This is a genomic window from Tenacibaculum piscium (genome assembly GCF_021390715.1).
GTDB lineage: Bacteria > Bacteroidota > Bacteroidia > Flavobacteriales > Flavobacteriaceae > Polaribacter > Polaribacter piscius.
On record NZ_JAJGWT010000006.1, the window covers coordinates 91,499 to 115,648 of the forward strand.

At 30.5% G+C, this 24,150-nt stretch carries 21 protein-coding genes and 2 tRNA genes; 8 read left to right on the top strand and 15 right to left on the bottom strand.

The window, feature by feature from the left end:
• Nucleotides 1-80: 80 nt before the first annotated feature.
• Genes L0U77_RS07670 through msrB form a run of 3 tightly spaced genes read right to left on the bottom strand, consistent with a single transcriptional unit; the run spans nucleotide 81 to nucleotide 2,684 of the window.
• The gene (locus tag L0U77_RS07670; RefSeq protein ID WP_233900973.1) at nucleotides 81-1,646 is read right to left on the bottom strand and encodes a protein adenylyltransferase SelO; all 1,566 of its coding nucleotides are present in this window, start codon (nucleotides 1,644-1,646) and stop codon (nucleotides 81-83) included.
• A gap of 38 nt (nucleotides 1,647-1,684) precedes the next feature.
• Nucleotides 1,685-2,224: a peptide-methionine (S)-S-oxide reductase MsrA gene (msrA, locus tag L0U77_RS07675; protein WP_233897863.1), complete on the bottom strand. Its 540-nt coding sequence runs from the start codon at nucleotides 2,222-2,224 to the stop codon at nucleotides 1,685-1,687.
• Between the two features lie 13 nt (nucleotides 2,225-2,237).
• The gene (msrB, locus tag L0U77_RS07680) at nucleotides 2,238-2,684 is read right to left on the bottom strand and encodes a peptide-methionine (R)-S-oxide reductase MsrB (RefSeq protein WP_233900995.1); all 447 of its coding nucleotides are present in this window, start codon (nucleotides 2,682-2,684) and stop codon (nucleotides 2,238-2,240) included.
• Between the two features lie 89 nt (nucleotides 2,685-2,773).
• Between msrB and L0U77_RS07685 the strand changes: the two genes are divergently transcribed.
• Nucleotides 2,774-3,934 (top strand): Pycsar system effector family protein, encoded by a 1,161-nt coding sequence (locus L0U77_RS07685; protein ID WP_233884478.1) that lies wholly within the window; start codon nucleotides 2,774-2,776, stop codon nucleotides 3,932-3,934.
• 27 nt (nucleotides 3,935-3,961) lie between these two features.
• Here L0U77_RS07685 and L0U77_RS07690 read toward each other — a convergent pair whose 3' ends face one another.
• Together L0U77_RS07690 and der are read right to left on the bottom strand one after the other, a co-directional pair.
• On the bottom strand, nucleotides 3,962-6,355 hold the full coding sequence (locus L0U77_RS07690; RefSeq protein ID WP_233900974.1) for a GAF domain-containing protein: 2,394 nt from the start codon (nucleotides 6,353-6,355) through the stop codon (nucleotides 3,962-3,964).
• 130 nt (nucleotides 6,356-6,485) lie between these two features.
• Entirely contained in the window at nucleotides 6,486-7,790 is a 1,305-nt protein-coding gene (gene der / locus L0U77_RS07695) for a ribosome biogenesis GTPase Der (RefSeq protein WP_233897860.1), read from the bottom strand.
• A gap of 117 nt (nucleotides 7,791-7,907) precedes the next feature.
• Here der and L0U77_RS07700 point away from each other — a divergent pair, with 117 nt between their 5' ends.
• Nucleotides 7,908-8,414: a GTP-binding protein gene (locus L0U77_RS07700; protein WP_101917698.1), complete on the top strand. Its 507-nt coding sequence runs from the start codon at nucleotides 7,908-7,910 to the stop codon at nucleotides 8,412-8,414.
• Between the two features lie 123 nt (nucleotides 8,415-8,537).
• Here the strand turns inward: L0U77_RS07700 and era are convergent, their stop codons facing one another.
• Nucleotides 8,538-9,419 (bottom strand): GTPase Era, encoded by an 882-nt coding sequence (gene era, locus L0U77_RS07705; protein ID WP_101917696.1) that lies wholly within the window; start codon nucleotides 9,417-9,419, stop codon nucleotides 8,538-8,540.
• Nucleotides 9,420-9,556: 137 nt separating this feature from the next.
• Here era and L0U77_RS07710 point away from each other — a divergent pair.
• A tRNA-Met gene (locus L0U77_RS07710) sits at nucleotides 9,557-9,629 on the top strand.
• Nucleotides 9,630-9,674: 45 nt separating this feature from the next.
• Here L0U77_RS07710 and L0U77_RS07715 read toward each other — a convergent pair.
• Nucleotides 9,675-10,079 (bottom strand): DUF2452 domain-containing protein, encoded by a 405-nt coding sequence (locus L0U77_RS07715; protein ID WP_233884471.1) that lies wholly within the window; start codon nucleotides 10,077-10,079, stop codon nucleotides 9,675-9,677.
• A 14-nt stretch (nucleotides 10,080-10,093) separates the two neighbouring features.
• Nucleotides 10,094-10,258, bottom strand: a complete 165-nt coding sequence (locus tag L0U77_RS07720) for a Lacal_2735 family protein (protein ID WP_145993225.1) — start codon at nucleotides 10,256-10,258, stop codon at nucleotides 10,094-10,096.
• A gap of 309 nt (nucleotides 10,259-10,567) precedes the next feature.
• Here L0U77_RS07720 and L0U77_RS07725 point away from each other — a divergent pair.
• Nucleotides 10,568-10,640 (top strand) — tRNA-Met (locus L0U77_RS07725).
• Nucleotides 10,641-10,752: 112 nt separating this feature from the next.
• Here L0U77_RS07725 and rodA read toward each other — a convergent pair.
• The 7 genes from rodA to L0U77_RS07760 all read right to left on the bottom strand — a co-directional run bounded on the left by rodA (nucleotide 10,753) and on the right by L0U77_RS07760 (nucleotide 18,553).
• Nucleotides 10,753-12,030, bottom strand: coding sequence for a rod shape-determining protein RodA (rodA, locus tag L0U77_RS07730; protein ID WP_101917693.1), 1,278 nt, complete (start codon nucleotides 12,028-12,030; stop codon nucleotides 10,753-10,755).
• Nucleotides 12,011-13,894: a penicillin-binding protein 2 gene (mrdA, locus tag L0U77_RS07735; RefSeq protein WP_233897859.1), complete on the bottom strand. Its 1,884-nt coding sequence runs from the start codon at nucleotides 13,892-13,894 to the stop codon at nucleotides 12,011-12,013. Before mrdA ends, rodA begins: the two co-directional genes overlap by 20 nt.
• An 86-nt stretch (nucleotides 13,895-13,980) precedes the next feature.
• A complete protein-coding gene (gene mreD / locus L0U77_RS07740; protein ID WP_233900975.1) occupies nucleotides 13,981-14,487 on the bottom strand; it encodes a rod shape-determining protein MreD in 507 nt (168 codons plus the stop codon).
• 10 nt (nucleotides 14,488-14,497) lie between these two features.
• Nucleotides 14,498-15,352, bottom strand: coding sequence for a rod shape-determining protein MreC (mreC, locus tag L0U77_RS07745; RefSeq protein WP_233900976.1), 855 nt, complete (start codon nucleotides 15,350-15,352; stop codon nucleotides 14,498-14,500).
• 17 nt (nucleotides 15,353-15,369) lie between these two features.
• On the bottom strand, nucleotides 15,370-16,398 hold the full coding sequence (locus L0U77_RS07750; protein WP_101917686.1) for a rod shape-determining protein: 1,029 nt from the start codon (nucleotides 16,396-16,398) through the stop codon (nucleotides 15,370-15,372).
• A 94-nt stretch (nucleotides 16,399-16,492) separates the two neighbouring features.
• Nucleotides 16,493-18,019 carry a bifunctional phosphoribosylaminoimidazolecarboxamide formyltransferase/IMP cyclohydrolase gene (gene purH, locus L0U77_RS07755; protein ID WP_233897858.1) on the bottom strand — a complete coding sequence of 509 codons (1,527 nt, stop codon included), beginning with the start codon at nucleotides 18,017-18,019 and terminating at the stop codon, nucleotides 16,493-16,495.
• A 69-nt stretch (nucleotides 18,020-18,088) separates the two neighbouring features.
• Nucleotides 18,089-18,553: a GAF domain-containing protein gene (locus tag L0U77_RS07760; RefSeq protein WP_233900977.1), complete on the bottom strand. Its 465-nt coding sequence runs from the start codon at nucleotides 18,551-18,553 to the stop codon at nucleotides 18,089-18,091.
• 106 nt (nucleotides 18,554-18,659) lie between these two features.
• Here L0U77_RS07760 and L0U77_RS07765 point away from each other — a divergent pair, with 106 nt between their 5' ends.
• The 4 genes from L0U77_RS07765 to L0U77_RS07780 all read left to right on the top strand — a co-directional run bounded on the left by L0U77_RS07765 (nucleotide 18,660) and on the right by L0U77_RS07780 (nucleotide 24,145).
• Nucleotides 18,660-19,073, top strand: coding sequence for an HYC_CC_PP family protein (locus L0U77_RS07765; protein WP_233898567.1), 414 nt, complete (start codon nucleotides 18,660-18,662; stop codon nucleotides 19,071-19,073).
• A 103-nt stretch (nucleotides 19,074-19,176) separates the two neighbouring features.
• Nucleotides 19,177-21,435 (top strand): TonB-dependent receptor, encoded by a 2,259-nt coding sequence (locus tag L0U77_RS07770; protein WP_233900978.1) that lies wholly within the window; start codon nucleotides 19,177-19,179, stop codon nucleotides 21,433-21,435.
• A gap of 38 nt (nucleotides 21,436-21,473) precedes the next feature.
• The gene (locus L0U77_RS07775; protein WP_233900221.1) at nucleotides 21,474-21,845 is read left to right on the top strand and encodes a heavy-metal-associated domain-containing protein; all 372 of its coding nucleotides are present in this window, start codon (nucleotides 21,474-21,476) and stop codon (nucleotides 21,843-21,845) included.
• A gap of 212 nt (nucleotides 21,846-22,057) precedes the next feature.
• Entirely contained in the window at nucleotides 22,058-24,145 is a 2,088-nt protein-coding gene (locus L0U77_RS07780; protein WP_233900979.1) for a ComEC/Rec2 family competence protein, read from the top strand.
• The last annotated feature ends 5 nt before the right edge of the window (nucleotides 24,146-24,150 follow it).

Genomic DNA, 24,150 nt, shown 5'->3' on the forward strand with positions numbered 1-24,150 from the left:
TTTCCCCTAAAATTCATCTCTCTTTAATTAGGCTGTAAAAATACTTTATATTCTTTTAATTCAGATGAAAAACACTCTTTTTAAGAACTACAACTTAATGCAGAACATCCAATTTTATTACGAGCCCATTCTGGACGTTTTACAAACCATTTTTCATGCTTTGGTTGCTCATCATAAGGGTTTTTTAATAACTGATATAATTCCTCAATTAAATTATAATCATCTTTATTGGCAGCATCAATAGCTAATTGTGCCATATAATTTCGCAATACATATTTCGGATTTACAGCATTCATTTTTTCTTTTCTTACTGAATCAGATAAAGTTTCTAGTTCTAATCTTTTTAAATAACGCTCAAACCAATCTTGCCAATGATTTTTTATTTCATCTTTAACTTCGATAATCGTATAAAATGCAATTTTTATGTTATCGAAAGCAGTTTCAAAAGTATCATCCGAAGAAATTAATGCTAAATTTCTAAAGAAAAGTGTCATATCGGTTTCTGTTAATTGCAACGTTTCTTCTAAACGACCAATTAATTCATAATCATTAGTATCCTCAGAAAATAAACCGATTTTCGATTTCATCATTTTTAAATATTTCTTTTGATAAATATCAGCATATTCATCTAAAATTTCTTGTAAAGGTGGCGCTTCTTCGATAAGCGGAAACAAGGCATTTGCCAATTGAAATAAATTCCAAACCCCAATTTGTGATTGATTTCCAAAGCGGTATCGCTTGTGCTGATTGTCGGTTGTATTTGGTGTCCAGCCAGTATCGTAGCCTTCTAACCATCCGTAAGGACCGTAATCGATGGTTAATCCGAGGATAGACATATTGTCGGTATTCATAACGCCATGCACAAAACCAACACGTTGCCAATCGACAATCATTTCGATAGTTCGATTTCTTATTTCGGTTAAAAAATCAAGATATTTTTGTTTTCCTTCGGATGTAATTTCAGGATAAAAATGAGTAATCGTATAATCTGCTAATGTTTTTAAAGCAGGATAATTTTTTCTAGATGATAAAATTTCAAAACTTCCAAAACGAATAAAACTTGGAGCTAAGCGGCTTACAATTGCACCTTTTTCATAGGCTGCATTTCCGTTGTATAACATATCTCTTAATACATTATCACCCGATAAACTTAACGATAAAGCTCTAGTTGTTGGAACGCCCAAATGAAACATTGCTTCGCTACATAAGTATTCTCTTATTGATGAGCGTAAAACTGCTAAACCATCCGCAGTTCTTGAATATGGAGTTTCTCCAGCACCTTTTAATTGTATTGCCCAGCGTTTTTTGTTGTGTACAATTTCGGTTAAATTGATGGCTCTTCCATCGCCTAATTGTCCTGCCCAATTTCCAAACTGATGTCCGCCATAACACATCGCAAATGGATGCGTGTTTTCTAAGACTTTATTTCCTGTAAAAATATTTACAAAATCTTCTGATTTTGCATCTTCTTTAGTTAATCCAATTGCAGTTAACATTTCTTCTGAAACATGAAGTAACTTCGGATTTGCTGTTTTTTTAGGTTCAACAAACGAAAAACAAGCATCTAAAACTTGTCTTCTGGTGTTTTCTAAAATTTTATCGGCAGGTAATTCTTTTGTAAAAGTATCTTGAATGTTAAGCTTCATTTGTGTTTGGATAAATGGATTGACAAAATTACGGTAAATTACTTTAATTTATGAGCATGTAATTTTCGAAGTGTTGCTAATTTTGGCGAAATAACAAAACTACAATAACCTTGTGTTTGGTTTTGTCTGTAATAATTTTGATGAGCTATTTCTGCTTCGTAAAAAATAGAATATGGACTAACTTCTGTAACAATTTTATCTTCATAAAAAGGAGCAACTTCAGTTAAAACAATTTCTGAAATTTCTTTTTGAGCTTCATTATGATAAAAAATTACAGAACGATATGCTGTTCCTTTATCCGCTCCTTGCTGATTTAAGGTTGTCGGATTGTGAGTTGTCATAAAAATAATTAAAATATCTTGATACGAAATAATATTTGCATCAAAAGTAAGTTGAATTACTTCGGCATGTCCTGTTAATCCAGAACAAACTTCTCTATATGTTGGATGTCCTGGTACATTTCCGCCAGCATAACCAGAAACTACTTTTTCAATACCTTTTACTTCCTGAAAAACGGCTTCTATACACCAAAAACATCCACCGCCTAAGGTGGCTATTTGTAAATTTTTACTTGTCATTAATTGATTTTTTTTAATTTTTATCTAAAATCATTGATTCCGAATTGATGCAATATCTTAAACCACTTGGCTCAGGACCATCAGGAAAAACGTGTCCTAAATGTGCATCACAAGTATTGCATAAAACTTCTACTCGTACCATTCCCAAAGTACTATCTCTATGATATTTAATGGCATTTTCGGCAATTGGTTGGGTAAAACTAGGCCATCCTGAGCTTGAATCGAATTTAATAGTAGCATCAAATAAAGGCGTATCGCAACAAGTACAATTGTATTTTCCTTCATCATAAGTAGTACATAATTCTCCAGAAAAAGGACGTTCCGTTCCTTTTAAACGGGTAATTCTGAATTGTTCATCTGTTAATAATTCTTTCCATTGAGTTTCAGTTTTTTCAACTCTTTTTATTGGTGTTGGATTGCCATTTACAGCAAAATGAATGATTTTTTTCCAAGTAAGTATCATTGTCTTTTTAATTTAAACGAAAGATAGTTAATAATTATGGGTAATAAAATTCAAAAAAGTATCTGTAATTTTGTAAAAAAAATCTGATGGAAAAATTAGTACTGAAAGTAGAGAATTATGTAATCAGTCTTTTAAATGAAAAATTACCTGCTTCCTTTTTATATCATAATATATTTCACACACAAAGGGTGGTGGAGAAAACAAAAATATTAATTGAAGAATTAAAAATTGATGCAAAAGACGCTACTAATTTGCTGTTATCGGCATGGTTTCATGATACTGGCTATATTTTTTCCATTGAAAATCATGAAGAAGAAAGTGTTCAAATAGCATCGGATTTTTTGAAAAAACAGGCCGTTTCAGCTGAGCTTATTTCGGAAGTTTCGAGATTGATTTTGGCTACAAAAATAGGTGCAATCGCTACTGATGAACTACAAAAAATAATGAAAGATGCCGATTGTGCTCATTTAGGAAGTAAAAATTTCAGTAATTATACTTCTTTATTGCGAAAGGAGTGGGAATTAACCAAAAATGAGGTCGTTTCTGATGACGTTTGGAATGCTGGAAATATTGAATTTTTATCGAAATTTCGATTTCAGACAACTTTTGCGATTAAAAATTGGGGTAAAATAGCGCATAAAAATTTAGCTGAATTATTAATATATCAACAAAAAACAGCACATAAAAAAGTACAAAAAGCACCCGAAAGAGGCGTAGAAACAATGTTTCGGGTTGCTCTTCGAAATCATATAACTTTAAGTGATATCGCCGATACAAAGGCAAATATTTTGTTATCGGTAAATGCTATTATAATTTCGATGACCTTATCAACATTAATTCCGAAACTCGATAATCCGACCAATCATTATTTAATAATTCCGTCATTAATTTTCGTTTTATTTACCGTGGCATCTATTATTTTATCGATAATGGCAACCCGCCCAAATGTAACGCAAGGGAAATTTACTAAAGAAGACGTAGCAAATAAAAAGGTAAATTTATTGTTTTTTGGGAATTTTCATCAAATGAATTTGCCCGATTTTGAATGGGCAATGCAAGAAATGATGCAAGATCGTGATTATTTATACGGTTCATTAACCAAAGATTTATATTTTTTAGGCTTGGTTTTAAACCGAAAATACAAATTATTACGCGTAACCTACACCGTTTTTATGATTGGAATTATTGTAAGTGTACTCGCTTTTGCAGTGGCTTTTAAAATACAAGACATGGCAAGTATTTTATAATTTTATAAAATTATGAATTATTTGTTTTTAGGATTTAAACTGCTTGGTTAATTCATCCATCGTGATGGTTTTTTCACTGTTAAAATCATCTTGATAAATGACCGTAACACGTAACGCTTTTAAACCAGAAACGCCTTGTAAGTCTTCTAATTCAAGGGTTTCTACGTTGCCTACTAATTTTTTAGATTGCAAGTAATTAATATATTTTAAATATTCTTTAGCTTCTTTATCTTGCGAATATACAATGGCAATTTTCCCAGGAATGGTAAGGCGTTTTTTGGTGTTTTTGAGATGTACTTTATCAATTCTTTTTTTGATGATTTCATAGCGAATATTGTATGCGCCATCTACGTCGAATTGTTTTTCATCCATTCTAAATTTTATGGATAAGGGCGTACTATGCACCAAAATTAACGATGCCACTTGTAGGTCGTGTTCCATCGATTTTCTAGCAATATTAGCTACATTTTCCATCTCGCACATTGTTTGTAATTGCCATAACCGAAGATTGTACAAATAGACTTCATCAAAGGTTTTATCTTTGGTTAAAGACTGCCCGATATACATATTATATTCGACGCCATCGGTTTTATAACGCTCAAAATAATGCGGAAACATTGCTTGTGCATCTTCTTGTTTCGCATCAATAAATTTGGCTAATTTATCATTTAAAAAAGTAACACTTTGCTCGTATGCTTTTCGTTTTTCATAGACGACATGCAAATTACTATCAATTCGATTCATGTACGTATTTACGGTAGTTTCCAAGCTGTTGTTATTGCTTTTGATGTGTTTAAAAACAGGATAAATCTCTCGTTTTAAAAAATCTAAAATTCCAATTTCATCGCCTGTTTTTAAGCCGTTGATAACGTTGTTTAAATATACTTCCACACGAAACATCAGTTCTTTATAAATGGGTAATTTCTCTAATATATAGGCTTTTTTAAGTACATAAATAGCCATGTTAAGTTGTGTTATTAAATCTTCTTTAATGGCTTCATTTCTAGCGAAAGAGGAACCTTTTATGTCCGATTGTCCGTATAACGGATATACATTTTTAAAGATTATTTGTTCAATTTTTAAGTTTTCTTTTTTGCTATAAATTCCTGCTTGATATTGTTCTGCTGCTTCATAAAATTTCCATTTTACAGTAGGATGTAGGGCAGTATAATGTTCTTGTATGGTTGCTTCTAGGACGTTTAAATATTCTTCGGATGAACGATTTATAGCGGCTTTAAAAACAGGAATAATATCTTTTAATTTTTGTTGATTTACCGAATTTAACTCATAGGCTCTTGGTGATGCGATTTCTAATAAAGCTAAATCATTATTGCTACTTGCTTTGATGGGAATCAATAAAATACTACCAATATTTTGATTTTTTAATCTTTTTGAAAATTCATTATATTCAGAGGCTCTTCCATAATTTTCCGTATCAGATATGGCTATAATTTCTTGTTTTTCAAAAACTTGAGAAATTACATGATTACAAAAAAAACTATTACAGGCTATTTTTTTTTCATTATTAGGAAAAAGAAGACTTTCTGATTTTTTAATACGTGTGGTTTGTAACGAAAGTGTAGCGGTATCAAAAATAGAAAATCCTACTTTTAAATCTTTAATATTATAAAATTCACTTAAATCTTTGCGTAGTTTTTCGATAATTGTTCCGTTATCTTTTTCAAGCAAGGTGGTTCTTATAGATGAAATATTTTCATCACTAGTAACATCAAACAAATTCATGATTCCAAATCCTTTAAAAATATAGCTGTTTGTCGGAAATTTTTCTTTCCAAATAGCGATATCTTCATAATTATTTAAGAGAATTTTAATGTCTTCTTTAGTGATTTTTGGTGCATTTTCAGTGGGTATAATTTCCATGAAATCGGCATTAAAAGCCACCCGATAATGTTTTATAATATTTAATGTTTTATCAGGAATATCAAAAAAAAATGGACGTTTTAAATCGATATTATATTGATAAACAGTATTTAAAATAAAAGTACATGCCATGATGTACATTTTATCATTTTCAAAATCTCGCACTTTAAATTGATATTCATCTCCTGCATTTTTAAGAATATCTTCGAGTCTTTTTGTAAATTTAAAAGAGGTAAATGAAAAAGGAATTGTGGCTACTTTAATTTCATTTAAGGTAAGCATTTCTGGAAATAATGTTTCTAGTAAAACATCGATAATCGCTTCGTGTTTTTTTAATAATGAAACATCAGAAAAACCATTAATAAGTTCAGGATATTTAGCAACTTCTTTTAAAATGATAGTTGCCGAGGCATTAAAAGGGTGTTTTTTGGCAGTATCACTGGCATACTGCTTAAGCATATTATATATTTTCTGAAAACTAATATGTAGTTGTAGTGGTAATTCAGGATTTTTAAAGGCGTTTAATTTTCTAATTTTCATAAAATGATGATTAATCTATTACAAATTTACGAAAATCCAGACAACGTATGGGCAGACCTGTGTGTCTGCCCTATATATTGTGTGTCTGTGCCAAATGTTTAACAAGTTCTTTTAAAAGAATTGTCGTTGTTTATTTCTGTCTGAAATAAATAATAATTGGTACGCCATTAAAATTATAATGTTGACGTAATTGATTTTCTAAATAACGTCTGTACGGATCTCTTACATACTGCGGTAAATTGGCGAAAAACGCAAATTGTGGCGTGTAAGTAGGTAACTGCATACAGTATTTAATTTTGATATACTTTCCTTTAATTGCAGGTGGCGGATTTTGTTCTAAAATTTCTAACATCGTTTCATTCAATTTACTTGTTTGAATACGGCGTTTTCTATTTTCAAAAACTTCTACGGCAGTTTCGATGGCTTTAAAAATACGTTGTTTTGTTAAAACGGATGTAAATACGATAGGCACATCAGTAAAAGGGGCAATTTTTCTTCGGATTTGTGCTTCAAAATCACGCATGGTATTGGTTTCTTTTTCGACCAAATCCCATTTGTTTACTAAAATAACGATACCTTTTTTATTTTTTTCAGCAAGCCAAAATATTTTTTCATCTTGTCCTTCAAAATCACGAGTTGCATCGACTACTAAAACGGCAACATCACAATGTTCGATTGCACGAACGGCACGCATTACAGAATAAAATTCTAAATCTTCTTTTACTTTTGATTTTTTACGAATCCCAGCAGTATCTACTAAGTTAAATTCAAAACCAAAACGATTGTATTTTGTATCAATAGAATCACGTGTTGTACCTGCAATATTGGTTACAATATTTCTATCTTCACCGATTAAAGCGTTGATAAACGACGATTTTCCAGCATTTGGACGTCCTACAATAGCAAAACGAGGAAGTTCATTTTCTTCTTCTTCTTCTTCAACAGGAATTTCTTCAGCAACGGCATCTAATAATTCACCTGTTCCACTACCATTTATTGAAGAAATAGTGTGATATCCTCCTAAACCAAGGTTATAGAATTCAACGGCATCTGCATCACGCATTGCATTATCTACCTTGTTAACAGCCATAATAATAGGCTTTTTAACTTGGCGTAAAATTTTGGCAACTTCAGCATCCATCGGTGTAATTCCTTGTTCCACATCAACAACAAAAATAATGATGTCAGCTTCTTCAATGGCTAATTGTACTTGTTTGCGTATTTCTTCTTCAAAAATATCATCAGAACCGACAACATATCCACCAGTATCAATTACCGAAAATTCCTTTCCGTTCCATTCTGATTTCCCGTAGTGTCTATCTCTTGTAACTCCACTTACAGAATCAACAATAGCTTCACGGCGTTGCACTAAACGGTTAAATAACGTGGATTTACCTACATTTGGTCTTCCAACAATGGCTACAATACTACTCATTTATACTAAAATTTGTGCAAAGATACAACTTAGGGAATTAAGTTTTGATGGAATTTTAAAGAGTATCGTATTTTTAGTACATTGTGGCACAATTACTTTTAAACGCTCTTATATATTATGAATGATAAATTATACAATCAAATTTTTTTAAAACCAAGATTTCAGTTTGATTTTGAGATGAATTCACAGGATTTATTAAATAATATAAAAGCGCATTTATTAGATGATAAACGTTATAAAATGGCAATTATAGATGCTCATATAATTATAGATGTTCCGATAAAAGATGCGCATCTTTGGTCGCCACAATTATCATTAGAAGTAGCGGAATTGACAAAAACAAGGTCAAAAATAAAAGGATTATTTGGTCCAAAACCACAAATTTGGACTTTTTTTATGTTCATACATTTTGTGGTTGCATCGGCTTTTTTAATTTCTAGCGTGATGGCGTATAGTAATTGGTCGTTAAAAAACGGGTCGATATTTCCTATTGTGATGTTGGTTGTTTTGCCAATTGTTTGGGTATTGCTATATCTTGTAGGCGCAATGGGGAAGTCTATCGGGAAAAAGCAAATGGATGAATTAAAAGAGTTTACACAAGATTTATTAATTAAAATAAATTAAGCGCTTGTTTAAATTTCATCTGAAAAAATATGGTGTCAAAAAATGATGCCAAGGATTTTTTAACTCCTTGGCGTATTCTTTTGATATTATAAATTTTTTTTTGATTAAAATTTAAATATATTTTTAATCTTTGTAACCGAAACGTTTTAATTGTCGGTCGTTGGAACGCCAATTTTTATTGACTTTTACGTATAATTCTAAAAACACTTTTTTATCAAAAAAGATTTCTAAATCTTTACGCGCTTCTGTTCCTACACGTTTTATCGCCATTCCTTTATGTCCGATAATAATTCCTTTTTGGGTATCGCGTTCTACCATAATTACGGCACGGATTTTTATAATATTTTCTTCTTCGAAAAACTCTTCAGTTTCCACTTCAATAGCATATGGAATTTCTTTTTTATAGTGTGTTAATATTTTTTCACGAATTTTTTCATTGACAAAAAAGCGTTCAGGTTTGTCGGTTAATTGATCTTTCGGATAAAAAGCGGGCGCTTGAGGAAGTAATTCTATAATTTTAGTAAAAACGGAATCCACATTAAATTTCTCTAAAGCTGAAATTACATATACAAAAGCATTTGGCACTTTATTTTTCCAGTACTCAATTTTTTCTTCTACTTCATCTTGTGATGATTTGTCAATTTTATTTAATAATAAAATCACAGGAATTTCACTATGAATAATTCGCTTAAAAAAAGCTTCATTTTTGAGTTCTTTCTCACCAACTTCGACCATATAAATCAGTACATCGGCATCATCAAAAGCTGATTTTACAAAATCCATCATTGAATTTTGTAGTTCATAAGCGGGTTTTATAATTCCAGGAGTATCGGAAAAAATAACTTGATGATTTTCATCATTTACGATTCCTAAAATACGGTGTCTGGTGGTTTGTGCTTTAGCGGTAATTATTGATAATTTTTCACCAACTAATGCGTTCATTAAGGTTGATTTCCCAACATTTGGGTTTCCGATGATGTTTACAAATCCTGCTTTATGTGTCATAGGGCAAAGATAAGCTGTTTAAATTAAAAATTAATTTTTTTATAGTACTGTTATTGTAGTAGTTAAGAAATTTTTTATTTAAAAGTTAATTTTATTAGGTTAGCTAGTATAAAAGAACGTATCTTTGCACTCGAAATCGCGGGATAGAGCAGTAGGTAGCTCGTCGGGCTCATAACCCGAAGGTCACTGGTTCGAGTCCAGTTCCCGCTACTATTTTACCTAAAACTCCTTACAAATTGTAAGGAGTTTTTTATTTTAGATTATTTTTTCCCAAATTTGATCAACATTTAAATAAAAGCTTCCTAATGAGTTAAAGTCACATTCTTCAGGAGCTATTATCGAAAGAAAAGACTCTCCATTTTCTCTTTTATAAAGATGGTATATTTGTCCAATAATTGGCTCAAAAGTAAATTTTGCTTCAAAAATGATTTTATTATATTCAAAATCTTGCATCATTTTATCATATTCGGCTTTTAGTTCTAAATATTTAGTAGCTACTTTATGATTTATTTTATTGATACTTCTATTTTTCCAAGCAATTGTATCGGTTGTTGTAATAACGGGTGCACCTACAGAGGTTGCGTAAGGTTTTAGTGAAGCGTCATATTTTTGAGTAGTTGTATTAAAAACTACGTTATCTGGTTTTTTATCTTCTGTCATTTTATTGAAATGGTTTAGCTCAGTTCTTCAATTTTTTTAAGAATTTCGTTTGCTTCAAAACTTTTTTGGTCGCTCATTTTTCTATTTGTTGTTGATAAGCTGTGCGCTTCTTTGAGTAATTTTTCATACTGAATTTGAAGTTTTTCTTTGGGTGTTTTGCTTTTAAATATTCCGAACATTTTTTGTAGTATTTATCGTTGTCATAAGTTATCGATAGATAAGCCTAGACAATTTTTCGGATAAAGATAGTAAATGTTTAACTATTTCAGCTTTAAGTTAAACAAAATGTTGGGTTAAATTTTAAATAGATTTTTATTTTTGATGTTAATTCTTTAGAAGTTCTCTTTCTACATACATGAATTTCAGTCAATTTTATACAAAAAGATAACAAATTATTAAGATTAATTTTAACCTTAATAATTTAAAATATAATAATAATGATATTTTGATGTTTTTTTGATAAAAAAGTGTATCTTTGCCATTCAAATCGCGGGATAGAGCAGTAGGTAGCTCGTCGGGCTCATAACCCGAAGGTCACTGGTTCGAGTCCAGTTCCCGCTACTATTTTTATCTAAAACTCCTTACAAATTGTAAGGAGTTTTTTGTTTTTAATCATTAAAAGTGTCTTTTTATTTTTTAAGATTCTAAATTATCAGAAAAACTTCAAAAGACTTTAAAAATCATATTTTTTATGCGCATCTAAGCGAATAAAAATAAATAAAAGTACCGTAAATCCCCATAAAGACGAGCCTCCGTAGCTAAAAAATGGTAGTGGAATTCCAATAGTTGGTAATAAACCGATAACCATTCCAATATTTACAACAATATGAAAAAAGATAATAGAAGCAATGCCATAACCATATATTCTTCCAAATTTATTAGTTTGATTTTCAGCTAAATAAATAATTCGATATAGTAAAAACATAAACAAAATAATAACAAAAGTACTGCCTAAAAAACCCCATTCTTCGCCAACGGTACTATAAATATAATCAGTTTCTTGCTCTGGAACAAATTTCCCTTGTGTTCTATCGCCTTGTAAAAAACCTTTGCCTAGAAAACCTCCAGAACTAATCGTTAATTCAGATTGATACGTGTTATATCCTTTATTTTTAAGGTCGGTTGTTTTCCCTAAAAGAATGTCAAATCTATCTTTTTGATGCGGTTCTAACACGTTTTCATACGTATAACCGATACCGTAAATAAATAAAGTCGTAAATAAATATAACGATATAACTTTTAATGTATTGAATCGAAAAAAGCGTTTATCTTTATAAAGTCCGTAAAAAACTCCTAAAGTTATCAGAAATAAACAACTAAAAAGAATCCAATTTGCACCAAAATAGATTGTCAGAATAAATAAAATAATTGAAACAGTTCCAAAAACAATATAATTTAAGGTTAATCCTTCTCTATTTAAAACAAAAAAGAATGAAAAATAAATTAAAACAGATCCCATATCAGGTTGTAACGCAATAAAAAAAGCAGGTAAAAAGATAAGTACAAAAGCTTTTAATTGATTTTTAAGTAACTTAAAATTATACTTTCTATCACTAATTAATTTGGCAAGCGCTAGGGCTGTAAATGCTTTTGAAAACTCGGAAGGTTGTAAGCCGATGCCTCCAAAATTATACCAAGAAGTTGCGCCGTTAATTTTTTTTCCGAAGATAAAAACCCCTACCAATAACACTAAAGAAAGCACGTATAATACGCTGGCAAATCGTTCATAAAATTTTGAATTAAAAAATAGAATCAGAATTATTAATGGAATACTGAGTCCTATAAAAATAAATTGTTTGCCGTATTTTGTTGAAAAATCAAAAATAGCTCTACTATCTTCTGTTGATGATGAGGCATAAATATTCATCCATCCGAAGCCTACAAGCACTACGTATAGTAGCACAAGTAACCAGTCGATGCCTTCAAAAATATTATTTCGTTCCTGTCGCAAGGGTATCGTTCTTTTTAATTAATTTATCGTATTCTTTTTGAAGACTCATGTTAATCATGCGTTGTTCGAGATGTTTATTGGTAATTGAACCTCTTAAGTATTTTTCAATTAATAAACTAGTTACTGGACCTGCTATTGTAGAACCATATCCACCATTTTCAACAAAAATTGCGATGGCTATTTTTGGATCATCTTTTGGGGCAAAAGCAATAAATATTGAATGGTCTTTTGCTTGTACTTTTTTACCATCCACCATTTTGGTTTTATTCTCAGAAGTTCCTGTTTTTCCACAAATTTCAATATCTTTTACTTGATATCTTCTAGCAGTTCCTTTGGTGAACACTTCGTGCATTGCTTCAATGGCAATTGGAAAATGTTTTGGGTCTATAGTCGTATTTCTTTTGATAGTATATGTGGTATCTATAATTGCTTTATTATTAATTTTTTTAACGATATGAGGTGTATGAAAATAGCCTTTATTCGCAATAGCGGCGGTCATATTGGCTAATTGCATTGGCGTGGTTAATATTTCTCCTTGTCCAATCGCATTTGAAATTGTATAGGTAGATCGCCATCTGTTTTTATACCATTTATTATAAAATTCAGCATTAGGAACCATACCTTTTCTTCCAACGGGTAAATCATATCCTAAAAAATTTCCTAAGCCAAAACTTTCCACATGTTTGTTCCAAGTGTCCATTCCTTCTTTTGGATCGCCCGATTTATCAATAATTTTCTTATAGATGGTTGCAAAATAACTGTTACACGATTTTGCAATGGCTGTTTTTAAGTGAATCGGTCTTCCTGTGATACCACAATGACATCCCATAAATTGGCTTTTACCTGAACCATATCGGTATCCGTGGTGGCAATACACACCAAAATTTTCATCAATAACTTCTTCCTGTAACCCGATTAAACCGTTGAGTATTTTAAAGGGGGAACCAGGCGGATACATGGCTTGTAATCCTCTATCAAAAGTGGGCATATTAACGGTATCGTTAAATAATTTGACAGAATTTGGCGAGCGTTTTCTTCCTACTAATAAATTTGGATCGTAAGAAGGAGCGGTTACAAGTGCCAATATTTCACCAGTTTTCGGTTCGATAGCTACAATACCACCTCTTTTTCCTGTCATTAATAATTCTCCGTATGCTTGAAGTTCACTATCAATAGTTAATGTTAGATCTTTTCCTGTAACGGCAAGGGTATCATATTTTCCATCTTTATAAGAACCTGTAATTTTATTTAGATTATTTCTTTTGAAAAATTTCCGACCTTTAACACCTCGAAGTACGGTTTCATATTGTTTTTCAACGCCAAGTTTTCCTATTAACTCTCCTTGTTCGTAATAATTATTTGTTTTTGCTTTTTGTTCATTTACCTCAGCAATAAATCCTAGAATATTAGCCCCAATTTTAATAGGATATTCTCTAATAATCCGCTTTTGAATATAAAAACCTTTGTATTTTGGTAGTTTTTCTTGCAGATACGCAAAATCTTCTTTCGCCAATTGTTTCAAAAATACAGATGGCAACCAGCGTGCAAAATTTTCAGCTTTTTTATAGCGTTTTTTAAAACTTTTTTTATCGATTTTTAACAGCTTACAAAATTCTAAGGTATCGAGCGGCGTTACATTTTTAGGAATTATCATCACATCGTACGATAATTGATTGGCAACTAGTAGTTTATTGTTTCTGTCGTATACATATCCACGTTCAGGATAATCATATTCAATTTTAATGGCAGAACTCTGTATTGGATTAGGATTTGCTCCACGAATAATTTGTAATTGAAATAATCGACCAATATAAATTAATCCAACAAGGGTAATTAAAAAGAGTAATAAAAAGCTTCGTTTCATGTAGTATTTGACCTTGTTTTATCTATTTAGTCACTTAAATTTAATAAAAAAGGCTGTTTTTTGTTTGATAATTAATTTTTAAAGTTTTATTTCAGTTTTTTTCTAAAGATAAAACTTCCTAAAAAATACAAAATCAACGTAAAGATACTTGAATAAAGTGTGTTTAAAAGTACTTTAGAGATATTGTAAAAGCTAAAATTAATCAAACTAAACAAAATAAAGTGATGAATACCTGTTAAAATTACGGTATAATTAAAAACTTTTCCAAAGGATTCCAATTTTAAGTCGAATAATAAATAATCGCCTTCATTTTTTTTGAAAATTGCTTTAATAAACCAAAGTCTTATATAGGCGATAAATAATATTGAAAAAGCATGTATTCCGCCAGAATTTGAAAAAGCATCAACACATAAACCTAATAAAAAAGAGATGCTTAAAAACGGAATTCTATTGGTATTTAAAGGGTATAAGAAAACAAAAATAATGTATACATACGGATTAATGTATCCTAAAAATAACACATTATTTAGCACAAGAACCTGTAGCAGCAATAAAAAAACAAATAAAAATAAGAGGTAGATGGTTTTATTCATTTATTAGTATTTATTTGTGAATATTTTCTAGGTTTTTGATTTCTTTTTTATCAAGATTTGTAACGATATAGATATGTTCTAAATTAGCCATATCATTAAATAAGGTAATATCAATTGTGTAAGAAACGGCTAATTTATCAGGAATTTCACGAACAGTTCCCACGGGAACTCCTTTTGGAAAAATGGTCGATTTTCCACCAGTAATAATCGTATCTCCAACTTTAAAAATTGCTTGCCGAGGAATATCTGTTAATTGAACGGTATTATAATTTTGTCCATTCCATTTTAAGGTACCGTAATAATTATTGTTTTTAAAGCTTGCGTTAATACTACTTTTGGCATTTAAAATAGATTGAACTCGCGCATATTTACCGCTTGTATTATCTGTAATTCCAATAATTCCTTTACTATTGATAACCGCCATTTCAGTCGTAATTCCATCATTTGTTCCTTTATTAATCGTTATAAAATTATTAGCTTTATTGTAAGAATTGTTAATAATTTTACCATTGATATAAGTAAATTGTTGCTTATTTTTTAAAGAATCAATATTGGTCTTCATATCAGCATTAAGAGATATCATTGCTGTATCAGCGATATTTAGAGTACTGTATAGGGAGGCTATTTTATTTTTTAAACGGGTATTTTCTTCAGAAAGTATTTTATTATTACTTTTTAAATGTAGATATTCAAAAATATTGGCGGATTGTTGATAAAAACCACCTGTAATATAATTGGTAGAACTAATAAATTTACTCCTGTGAAAAGAATGATTGTTAATCATTAATGCAACAGCAATAATTTCTAGAAATAGAAAAAATAAGAAATTCTTATACCTCTGAAGGAAATAAAGAAGCTGTTGCATAAATAATCATTCAAAATTTATTTGATTAATACAGATTTGTATTTTTCAAGGTTTTTTAAGGCAATTCCTGTTCCACGTACTACGGCACGTAATGGGTCTTCGGCGACGTATACTGGTAAATCTGTTTTACGAGATAAACGCTTGTCTAATCCTCGAAGCATAGAACCTCCACCAGCTAAATAAATACCGCTATTATAAATATCGGCAGCTAATTCAGGTGGTGTTTTAGACAATGTTTCCATTACAGCATCTTCGATACGTAAGATTGATTTATCCAATGCTTTGGCAATTTCTCTGTAAGAAACCTGTACTTGTTTCGGCTTTCCGCTTAATAAATCACGTCCTTGCACCATCATATCTTCAGGCGGACTTTCTAAATCTTCGGTTGCAGAACCTATTTGTATTTTGATTCTTTCAGCCGTAGTTTCCCCTACATGTAAATTGTGTTGCGTACGCATATAATACATAATATCACTGGTAAATAAATCTCCAGCAACTTTTACAGATTGGTCGCAAACAATGCCTGCAAGTGCGATTACTGCAATTTCAGTAGTTCCTCCACCGATATCAATAATCATGTTTCCTTTTGGTTCCATAATATCAATACCAACTCCGATTGCTGCTGCCATTGGCTCGAAAATTAAATAAATTTCCTTGGCATTCATATGACGTCCAGAATCAATAACGGCACGTTTTTCAACTTCCGTAATTCCTGAGGGAATACAAATAACCATTCGCAATGATGGTGGAAAAAATTTCTTTTTGATGGCAGGAATTTGTTTAACAAATTCTTTAATCATTTCTTCAGATGCCTGAAAATCTGCAATTACGCCATCTTTTAACGGACGAATTGTTTTTATATTTTCATGAGTCTTCCCTTGCATTCTGCTAGCTTCATGACCAGTGGCAATAATTTTACCTGTCAATCGGTTACGTGCAACAATAGACGGGTTGTCAATGACAACTTTTCCATTGTGGATTATAAGTGTGTTTGCAGTACCTAAATCGACTGCAATATCTTCCGTCATAAAATCGAAGAATCCCATATAAAGTCCGTTGTTTTTACTTGTGTTTTACTTATTTTGAATGTAATCTCACAAATCTAATCAAAATCTGTGGGTAATTTACATTGAATATAAATTAATGTTTAAAATGTCTTGTTCCTGTAAACACCATAGAAACATTGTTGTTGTTACAGTAATCGATACTTAATTGGTCTTTAATAGAACCTCCTGGCTGAATTACACTTTGTATTCCTGCGTTTTTTGCAATTTCTACACAATCAGGAAATGGGAAAAAAGCATCACTTGCCATCACGGCTCCGTTTAAATCAAAATTGAAACTTTTTGCTTTCGCGATTGCTTGTGTTAAAGCGTCAACTCTACTTGTTTGACCCGTTCCACCCGCTAATAATTGCTTGTTTTTTACTAAGATAATCGTATTCGATTTGGTATTTTTACACAATTTAGAAGCAAATAATAAATCATCTAATTGTGCTGTTGATGGTTTTGTATTTGTAGGATATGATAAATCTTCTAATTTATCCGTAATCATGTCTTTATCTTGAATTAAAACACCATTTAAAGCTGTTCTAACGGTTTGTGTAGGTAAAGCGATTTCTTTTTGAACTAAAATAACCCTATTTTTCTTTCCTTTCAAGATAACTAAAGCATCATCATCAAAAGAAGGAGCGATAACTACTTCACAAAATAATTTATGAATTTCTTCGGCAGTTGCTTTATCTATGTTAGTATTTGAAATTAAAACACCTCCAAAAGCTGAGGTTGGATCGCCTGCTAAAGCATCGGTATATGCCTGAGAAATAGTGTCTCTTTGTGCAAAACCACAAGCGTTATTATGCTTTAAAATTGCAAAAGTTGGTGCTTCTCCTTTAAATTCGTTCATTAAATTAATCGAAGCATCAACATCTAATAAATTATTATAACTTAATTCTTTTCCGTGTAATTTATCGAACATTGCGTCTAAATCTCCAAAGAAATAGCCTTTTTGATGTGGGTTTTCACCATATCTTAATGTTTTAGAAGTCGTTTCACTTGCTTTGTAAACAACTTCATCTTCATTAAAATAGTTGAAAATTGCTGTATCATAATGAGAAGAAACATTAAATGCTTTTGCTGCTAATTTCTTTCTATCAGAAATTGTTGTGTTTCCGTTAGTTTCAGTAATTAAATTTAAGAAATCACCATATTGTTCCATTGAAGAAACAATAATTGTGTCTTTAAAATTTTTAGCTGCTGCACGAATTAATGAAATTCCACCGATATCAACTTTTTCAATAATATCTTGTTCAGGAGCTCCAGAAGCTACTGTTTTTTCAAAAGGATATAAATCAACAATCACTAAATCTAATTGCGGAATGTTGTATTCTTTCATTTCGGCAACATCTCCTTCATGGTCTTGACGATTTAAAATTCCTCCAAATACTTTTGGATGTAATGTTTTCACACGTCCGCCTAAAATAGAAGGATATGAAGTAACTTCTTCCACAGGTACTACGTTTATACCTAATTCTTTGATGAATTTTTCTGTTCCACCAGTTGAATAAATAGTAACGCCTAGGTCGTTTAATTTTTGTACAATTGGAGCTAATCCATCTTTATGAAATACCGAAATTAGGGCAGATTTGATTGTTTTTGTGTTGTTCATTGTTGCAGTGTTGTTAAGCGCGCAAAGCTACTAAAAGCGTGAAGCTTATACAATAATTATTTTGATTTGTTATGAAATAAATAACGCTACTTTTTTACAGGCGTATTCTAATAGATTTTCGTCATCTGCTGTAAAAACATTTGCGGTATGTGAATCGATATCAATTTGACCGATGTTCTGATTATCAACAAAAATAGGAATTACAATTTCTGATTTCACTTTCCAGCCACAAGAAATATAATTGTCTTGTTCTTTCACATCTTGCACCACAAAATTTTCATTACTAACGGCAACTTGTCCACAAATTCCTTTTCCGAAAGGAATAATTGTATGGTCGGTAGGTTCGCCATTAAATTGTGCTAATTTTAATTCGTCTTTATCGCCATTTTTAAAATAAAAACCGACCCAATCATAATATGAAATTTCGGATGCTAAATAATCACAGATTTGTTGTAATTTTTCTTCTTTAGAATGATTGTTTTCTGCAATGTTATTTATATTACTTTTTAATTCTTGTAAATTCTGTAAGCTCATTTTGATATTTTTTTAAGTAAAAGGTAAGCTACAAAAATAGTTTTAACAATTCTTTTAAATACTGATTTTTCGTATCTTTTCGTATCTTTTCGTATCTTTGTTTCCAATGAAACAACTATTTACAAAAATAACGACCCTATTATTAGCTTTGCTAGTGATGTTTTCTACCTTTTCTTTTACGGTGGCAAAACATTATTGTGGTGATTTTTTAGTAGCTGTTTCTTATGTCGGCAAAGCAGATACTTGTGGAACATCAGTAGTAAAAGATACTTGTGAAACGGTTCTTAAAAAAAAGAAATGTTGTAAAGATGAACTTTCTCAAATAGAAGGACAAGACAATATTCAAAAAGTTTCTTTACAAAAAATAAGCTTTGATTCCGTAAAATTATTTATTGCGTTTAACACTTTTTATACATTATTTTTTCAAGAAATTGAGCAAGAAAAGGCTGTTTATAAGCAATATTTCCCACCAGATTTTAAGGTAAACTTTCAAATACTTCATCAAGTTTTTATTATATGATTTAGCAATTTTTATTAAGTATTTACGTCAATTTTCACGTCATTTTTATGAGGTGAAAAGTAAATATGTAACAAATTATTGTTGAATTTAATACTATAAAATCATGAAAATAAATATATTCGGTATTTTTATACTGATTTCTACTGTTGTCTTTTCTCAAAATGAATTTAAAGGCATGATTATGAACGAACATAATCCAAAAAATAATTTAGGCGTTTACGGCGCAAGCGTTCACTGGTTAGACACAAGTGTAGGTGTTACCACTAACGAAAAAGGTTGGTTTACGATTCCGTATAAAAAATCATATAAAAAATTAGTCGTGAGTTTTGTCGGATTCAAAACCGATACAATTACGATTAATGCTACTAATAATTTAAAACCGATACATCATTTTTTAACGGAAAATAGCACGTTAGAAGAAGTAACAATTAATTCTAAAAAAAAGGGAATTGAAAAATCATATTTTCATTCTCAAAATTTAGTAACGATTAATAGTGAAGAATTATTAAAAGCGGCTTGCTGTAATTTGGCAGAAAGTTTTGAAACAAATCCATCAATTGACGTTAATTATTCGGATGCTTTAACAGGAACAAAACAAATTCAAATGCTTGGATTAACTAGTCCATATTTGTTAATTACTCAAGAAAATATTCCTTCTATTCGAGGTGCATCACAGGCTTTTGGATTGTCTTTTACGCCAGGAACTTGGGTCGAAAGTATTCAAATAACTAAAGGAGCGGGGAGTGTTGTTAATGGTTTCGAAAGTATTTCAGGACAAATAAATACCGAATTAGTAAAACCATTAACCGATGCTAAATTTTTTCTAAATACCTACGCATCCGCAGGAGGAAGGCTGGAACTCAATACACATTTCAACCAAAAAATAACAGATAAATGGCAAACAGGAATTTATATCCACGGAAATTCTAGAAATGAAAAATTTGATAAAAATAACGATGGTTTTTTAGATAATCCACTGGCAAAACAAGTGAATATCATGAATCGTTGGCAATATACAGATGCCCAAAAAGGTTGGATTAGTTTTATCAATTTTAGATATTTAGATGATGAAAAACAAGTAGGGCAGGTGGCTTTTAATCCTGATATACATAAAGGTTCAAGCACTTTTTGGGGAAGTGAAATTAAAACAAAACGCTTTGATACTTCGGCAAAAGTAGGCTATGTTTTCCCTGATTTACCGTTTCAAAGTATCGGATTTCAAGTGGCGTATAATAAACATAATCAAGATTCTTATTTTGGATTAAGGGATTATAATATTGAACATCAAAGTTTATTTTCTAGTATTATTTTTAATTCAATTATTAGCGATACTCGTAATAAATTTAAAACAGGAATCAATTTTACTTTTGATGCTTACGATGAGTTTGTGAAAATTTCCACGCCTCAAAATTTCAATAGAAATGAAAAATCCTTGGGAGCTTTCTTTGAATATGGGTATGATAATGCTGATAATTTAAGTATTACTGCGGGTTTAAGAGCGGATACGCATACGATATTAGGAACTTTTTTAACGCCACGTTTGCACGTTCGATATACGGCTTGGGAAAAAGGTGTTTTTAAAGCATCGATAGGAAGAGGAAAAAGAAGTGCGAATATTTTTACAGAAAATCAACAATTTTTTGGTTCTTCAAGGCAATTAATTATTGATAAAAAAGGAAATGATACCTATGGTTTAAACCCTGAAATTGCATGGAATTATGGCGTGTCATTTTTACAAGGCTATACATTATTTGATAAAAAAGGTGATGTAACATTCGATTTTTATCGAACAGATTTTCAAAATCAAGTGGTTGTTGATTGGGAAAATCCGCAGGAAATAGCCTTTTATAATTTAGATGGAAAAAGCGTTGCAAATAGTTTTCAGTTAGAAATAAATCAAAATATAGTACCGCATTTAAATACGCGTTTTTCGTATAAATATTATGACGTAAACACCGATTTTAAATCAGGAAATTTAGCGAAACCATTGCAAGCAAAACATCGATTTTTTGCCAATATCTCCTACGAAACGCTTCAAAAAGAAAACCATGCACAGTGGAAATTCGACCTAACCTATAACTCGATTGGTGAACAACGCTTGCCTAATACAGTGTCAAATCCGAGTGCGTATCAACTGCCAAAATATTCGGAAAGCTACAATTTATTAAATACGCAAGTTACCAAAGTGTTTTCAAAAAAGTTTGAAATTTATGCAGGAGTAGAGAATATCACCGATTATACACAGAAAAATCCTATTCTTGGAAGTGAAAATCCGTTTGGAGAAAATTTTGATAGTACCATAATATACGCACCGATGTTTGGACGAAATTTTTATGCAGGATTGCGATTTAAAATAAAATAATCATAATAAAATTAAACCCAAATTAAACCAAAATAAACATGAAAAAAATAGCCATAATAATTACCGTTTTATTAATGAGTATCTCTTTATCAGCACAAAAAAAACAGAAAAATGCTAAAGTTTCTATTCAAATTGACGGCGTTTGTAAAATGTGTAAAAATCGAATTGAAAAAGCAGCTTTAAATTGCAAAGGCGTGAAATATGCAAATTGGAATGTGAACACCCACGAACTAAAATTAATTGTCGATAAACGAAAAACAAACGAACAAATTATTCAACAAAATATTGCCAATTCAGGACACGATTCTAAAGAAATTAAAGCAACTTCCGAAGCTTATGAAAGCCTGCATAATTGTTGTAAGTACAGGGATGAAGAAGTAAAAGAGGAACATAAAACAGTTGAAAAATAGTACTACTTTTTTACTGAATTATTTTTAAATTTTTAGAATAAAAACACTAAAACTCAAGTTTTAAACTTGAGTTTTTTTTATGATATAATTTATAATAACATCAAAAACAGATTAATTAACTATTAATTTTATGATAATAAAAGGCTAATTGTCAGTAGTTAATTGTGAGTTATTACTAAATTATTATTGTTTTTAAGTAACTTTCAAACGTTATGAAAAAACTTAAAAACTATCTGCCATTTCATTTTTTAATCTGTGTGATTATTGGAGTTTTAACACAATATTACACGCATATTTGGCACTATAATTTTATATATTTAGCAATTTTGATGCTTTTAATAACGGGCGTTTTATTGCTTTTTAAAAATAAAATAGCAAGTAAAATTTATTATACAATTACTACTTTTTTATTTTTCATACTTCTTGGAATTTCGACTACTTTTTTAGATAATCCAAGAAATTTAAAAAATTATTATCAAGAACATCTTCGTGAAAATAGTGAAAATTCGGGTGCAATATTGCAAATTCACAAAGTTTTAAAATCGGGAAATTATGCCGATAAATATATTGCAAAGGTCATTCAAATTGATACGAAAAAAACAACAGGAAGTATTTTAGTAAATATCAATAAAGACAGTATTTCAACGCCTTTACAGGTTGATGAACGTCTTTTTATTGCGTCAGAATTTCAAAATATAAACATTGCTTTAAATCCTCATCAATTTGATTATGCCGATTATTTGGCGAAAAAACACGTATATCAGCAAGTTTTTTTGAATCAAAATAATTATAAAAAAGTTCCAACAGCAAGGGTTTCTATTTATGGTTTATCTGCCGATTTTAGACGTAAAATTCAAACATCTTTAAAAAAATACGACTTTACTAAAAATGAATTGTCTGTAATAAATGCGCTTTTACTAGGACAGCGAAAAAATATTTCTAAAAGTCTTATCGAAAGTTATACTGATGCGGGAGCGATTCATATTTTAGCGATTTCAGGATTGCATATTGGAATAATTTTAATGATGCTAAATTATTTTTTAAGTCCGATCGAACACCTTAAAAACGGGCTACTTTTTAAAACAATATTACTCGTTATATTACTTTGGATGTTCGCTTTTATTGCAGGATTATCGGCATCGGTGGTTCGGGCAGTTACGATGTTTACCTTTGTAGCGATTGGCGATTCTTTTAAAAGGAAAAAAGTTGTTGAATTTTCATTAATAAGTTCGATGCTTTTTTTATTGTTGATACAACCATTATTTTTATTTGATGTCGGTTTTCAGTTGAGTTATTTGGCGGTTTTTGGAATTATTTGGGTACAACCGTTGTTATTTAATTTATGGAATCCGAAAGGGTGGTTTTTGAGTAAATTTTGGAGTTTATTAAGCGTTTCCATAACAGCACAAGTAGGAATTTTGCCACTTATTTTGTATTATTTTCATCAATTTCCTGGATTGTTTTTTGTGTCAAATTTACTAATTATTCCTTTTTTAGGAGCAATTTTGATGGGCGGGATTTTAACAATTACATTCGCATTGTTACATATATTACCAGCTTTTTTTGTTGATTTTTATGGATTCATAATTTCATTAATGAATGAAATTGTTACTTGGGTTGCCCAGCAAAAACAATTTTTATGGCAAGAAATCCCGATGTCATTTATACAAATGTTGGTTTGGTATTGCCTTATTGTTTTCACGTATCAACTGATTATCAGTAAAAAAATGAAATCGCTTATTTTAGTACTTATTGCGATGATTTCCTTACAAATTGTTTTTATTTTTGATGAAAAAAAGCAACAAGAAACACGTGAATTTATTGTTTTTCATAAAGGAAAAAGTACTTTATTAGGCATTCGAAATGGCGATAAGTTGCAAGTTTTTCACAATACAAATCACAATAAGAATCAAAAAAATATAAAAACTAAAAAGAGTATAAATACTCAAGATTTAGAAATATCTGAAGAAAAAAATATAAAAGCGTATCAAATAAATGAAGGCGTAACTAGTAATTTTTCCTCAAAAATACCTGCTATTTTTTCTTTTTATTCGGATACAATTTTACTTGTTGATAGTTTAGGAATTTATGATATTTCGTTAAAAAAACCGATTGTAATTTTACAAAATTCGCCTAAAATTAATTTAACTCGATTGTTAAAAAAACTAAATCCGAAGCAAATAATTGCTGACGGAAGTAATTATAAAAGCTATGTGAATAGGTGGGAAGCTACTTGTAGTCAACAAAAAACTCCGTTTCATAGTACTCGAAAAAACGGAGCGTTTTATATCAAAAAATAATAATT

Bases quoted from the DNA above. Each gene is read 5' to 3' on its own strand.
- L0U77_RS07670 (WP_233900973.1), bottom strand. From the start codon at position 1,646: ATGAAGCTTAACATTCAAGATACTTTTACAAAAGAATTACCTGCCGAT.
- msrA (WP_233897863.1), bottom strand. From the start codon at position 2,224: ATGACAAGTAAAAATTTACAAATAGCCACCTTAGGCGGTGGATGTTTT.
- L0U77_RS07685 (WP_233884478.1), top strand. From the start codon at position 2,774: ATGGAAAAATTAGTACTGAAAGTAGAGAATTATGTAATCAGTCTTTTA.
- L0U77_RS07690 (WP_233900974.1), bottom strand. From the start codon at position 6,355: ATGAAAATTAGAAAATTAAACGCCTTTAAAAATCCTGAATTACCACTA.
- der (WP_233897860.1), bottom strand. From the start codon at position 7,790: ATGAGTAGTATTGTAGCCATTGTTGGAAGACCAAATGTAGGTAAATCC.
- L0U77_RS07700 (WP_101917698.1), top strand. From the start codon at position 7,908: ATGAATGATAAATTATACAATCAAATTTTTTTAAAACCAAGATTTCAG.
- era (WP_101917696.1), bottom strand. From the start codon at position 9,419: ATGACACATAAAGCAGGATTTGTAAACATCATCGGAAACCCAAATGTT.
- L0U77_RS07715 (WP_233884471.1), bottom strand. From the start codon at position 10,079: ATGACAGAAGATAAAAAACCAGATAACGTAGTTTTTAATACAACTACT.
- L0U77_RS07720 (WP_145993225.1), bottom strand. From the start codon at position 10,258: ATGTTCGGAATATTTAAAAGCAAAACACCCAAAGAAAAACTTCAAATT.
- mrdA (WP_233897859.1), bottom strand. From the start codon at position 13,894: ATGAAACGAAGCTTTTTATTACTCTTTTTAATTACCCTTGTTGGATTA.
- mreD (WP_233900975.1), bottom strand. From the start codon at position 14,487: ATGAATAAAACCATCTACCTCTTATTTTTATTTGTTTTTTTATTGCTG.
- mreC (WP_233900976.1), bottom strand. From the start codon at position 15,352: ATGCAACAGCTTCTTTATTTCCTTCAGAGGTATAAGAATTTCTTATTT.
- L0U77_RS07750 (WP_101917686.1), bottom strand. From the start codon at position 16,398: ATGGGATTCTTCGATTTTATGACGGAAGATATTGCAGTCGATTTAGGT.
- purH (WP_233897858.1), bottom strand. From the start codon at position 18,019: ATGAACAACACAAAAACAATCAAATCTGCCCTAATTTCGGTATTTCAT.
- L0U77_RS07760 (WP_233900977.1), bottom strand. From the start codon at position 18,553: ATGAGCTTACAGAATTTACAAGAATTAAAAAGTAATATAAATAACATT.
- L0U77_RS07765 (WP_233898567.1), top strand. From the start codon at position 18,660: ATGAAACAACTATTTACAAAAATAACGACCCTATTATTAGCTTTGCTA.
- L0U77_RS07770 (WP_233900978.1), top strand. From the start codon at position 19,177: ATGAAAATAAATATATTCGGTATTTTTATACTGATTTCTACTGTTGTC.
- L0U77_RS07775 (WP_233900221.1), top strand. From the start codon at position 21,474: ATGAAAAAAATAGCCATAATAATTACCGTTTTATTAATGAGTATCTCT.
- L0U77_RS07780 (WP_233900979.1), top strand. From the start codon at position 22,058: ATGAAAAAACTTAAAAACTATCTGCCATTTCATTTTTTAATCTGTGTG.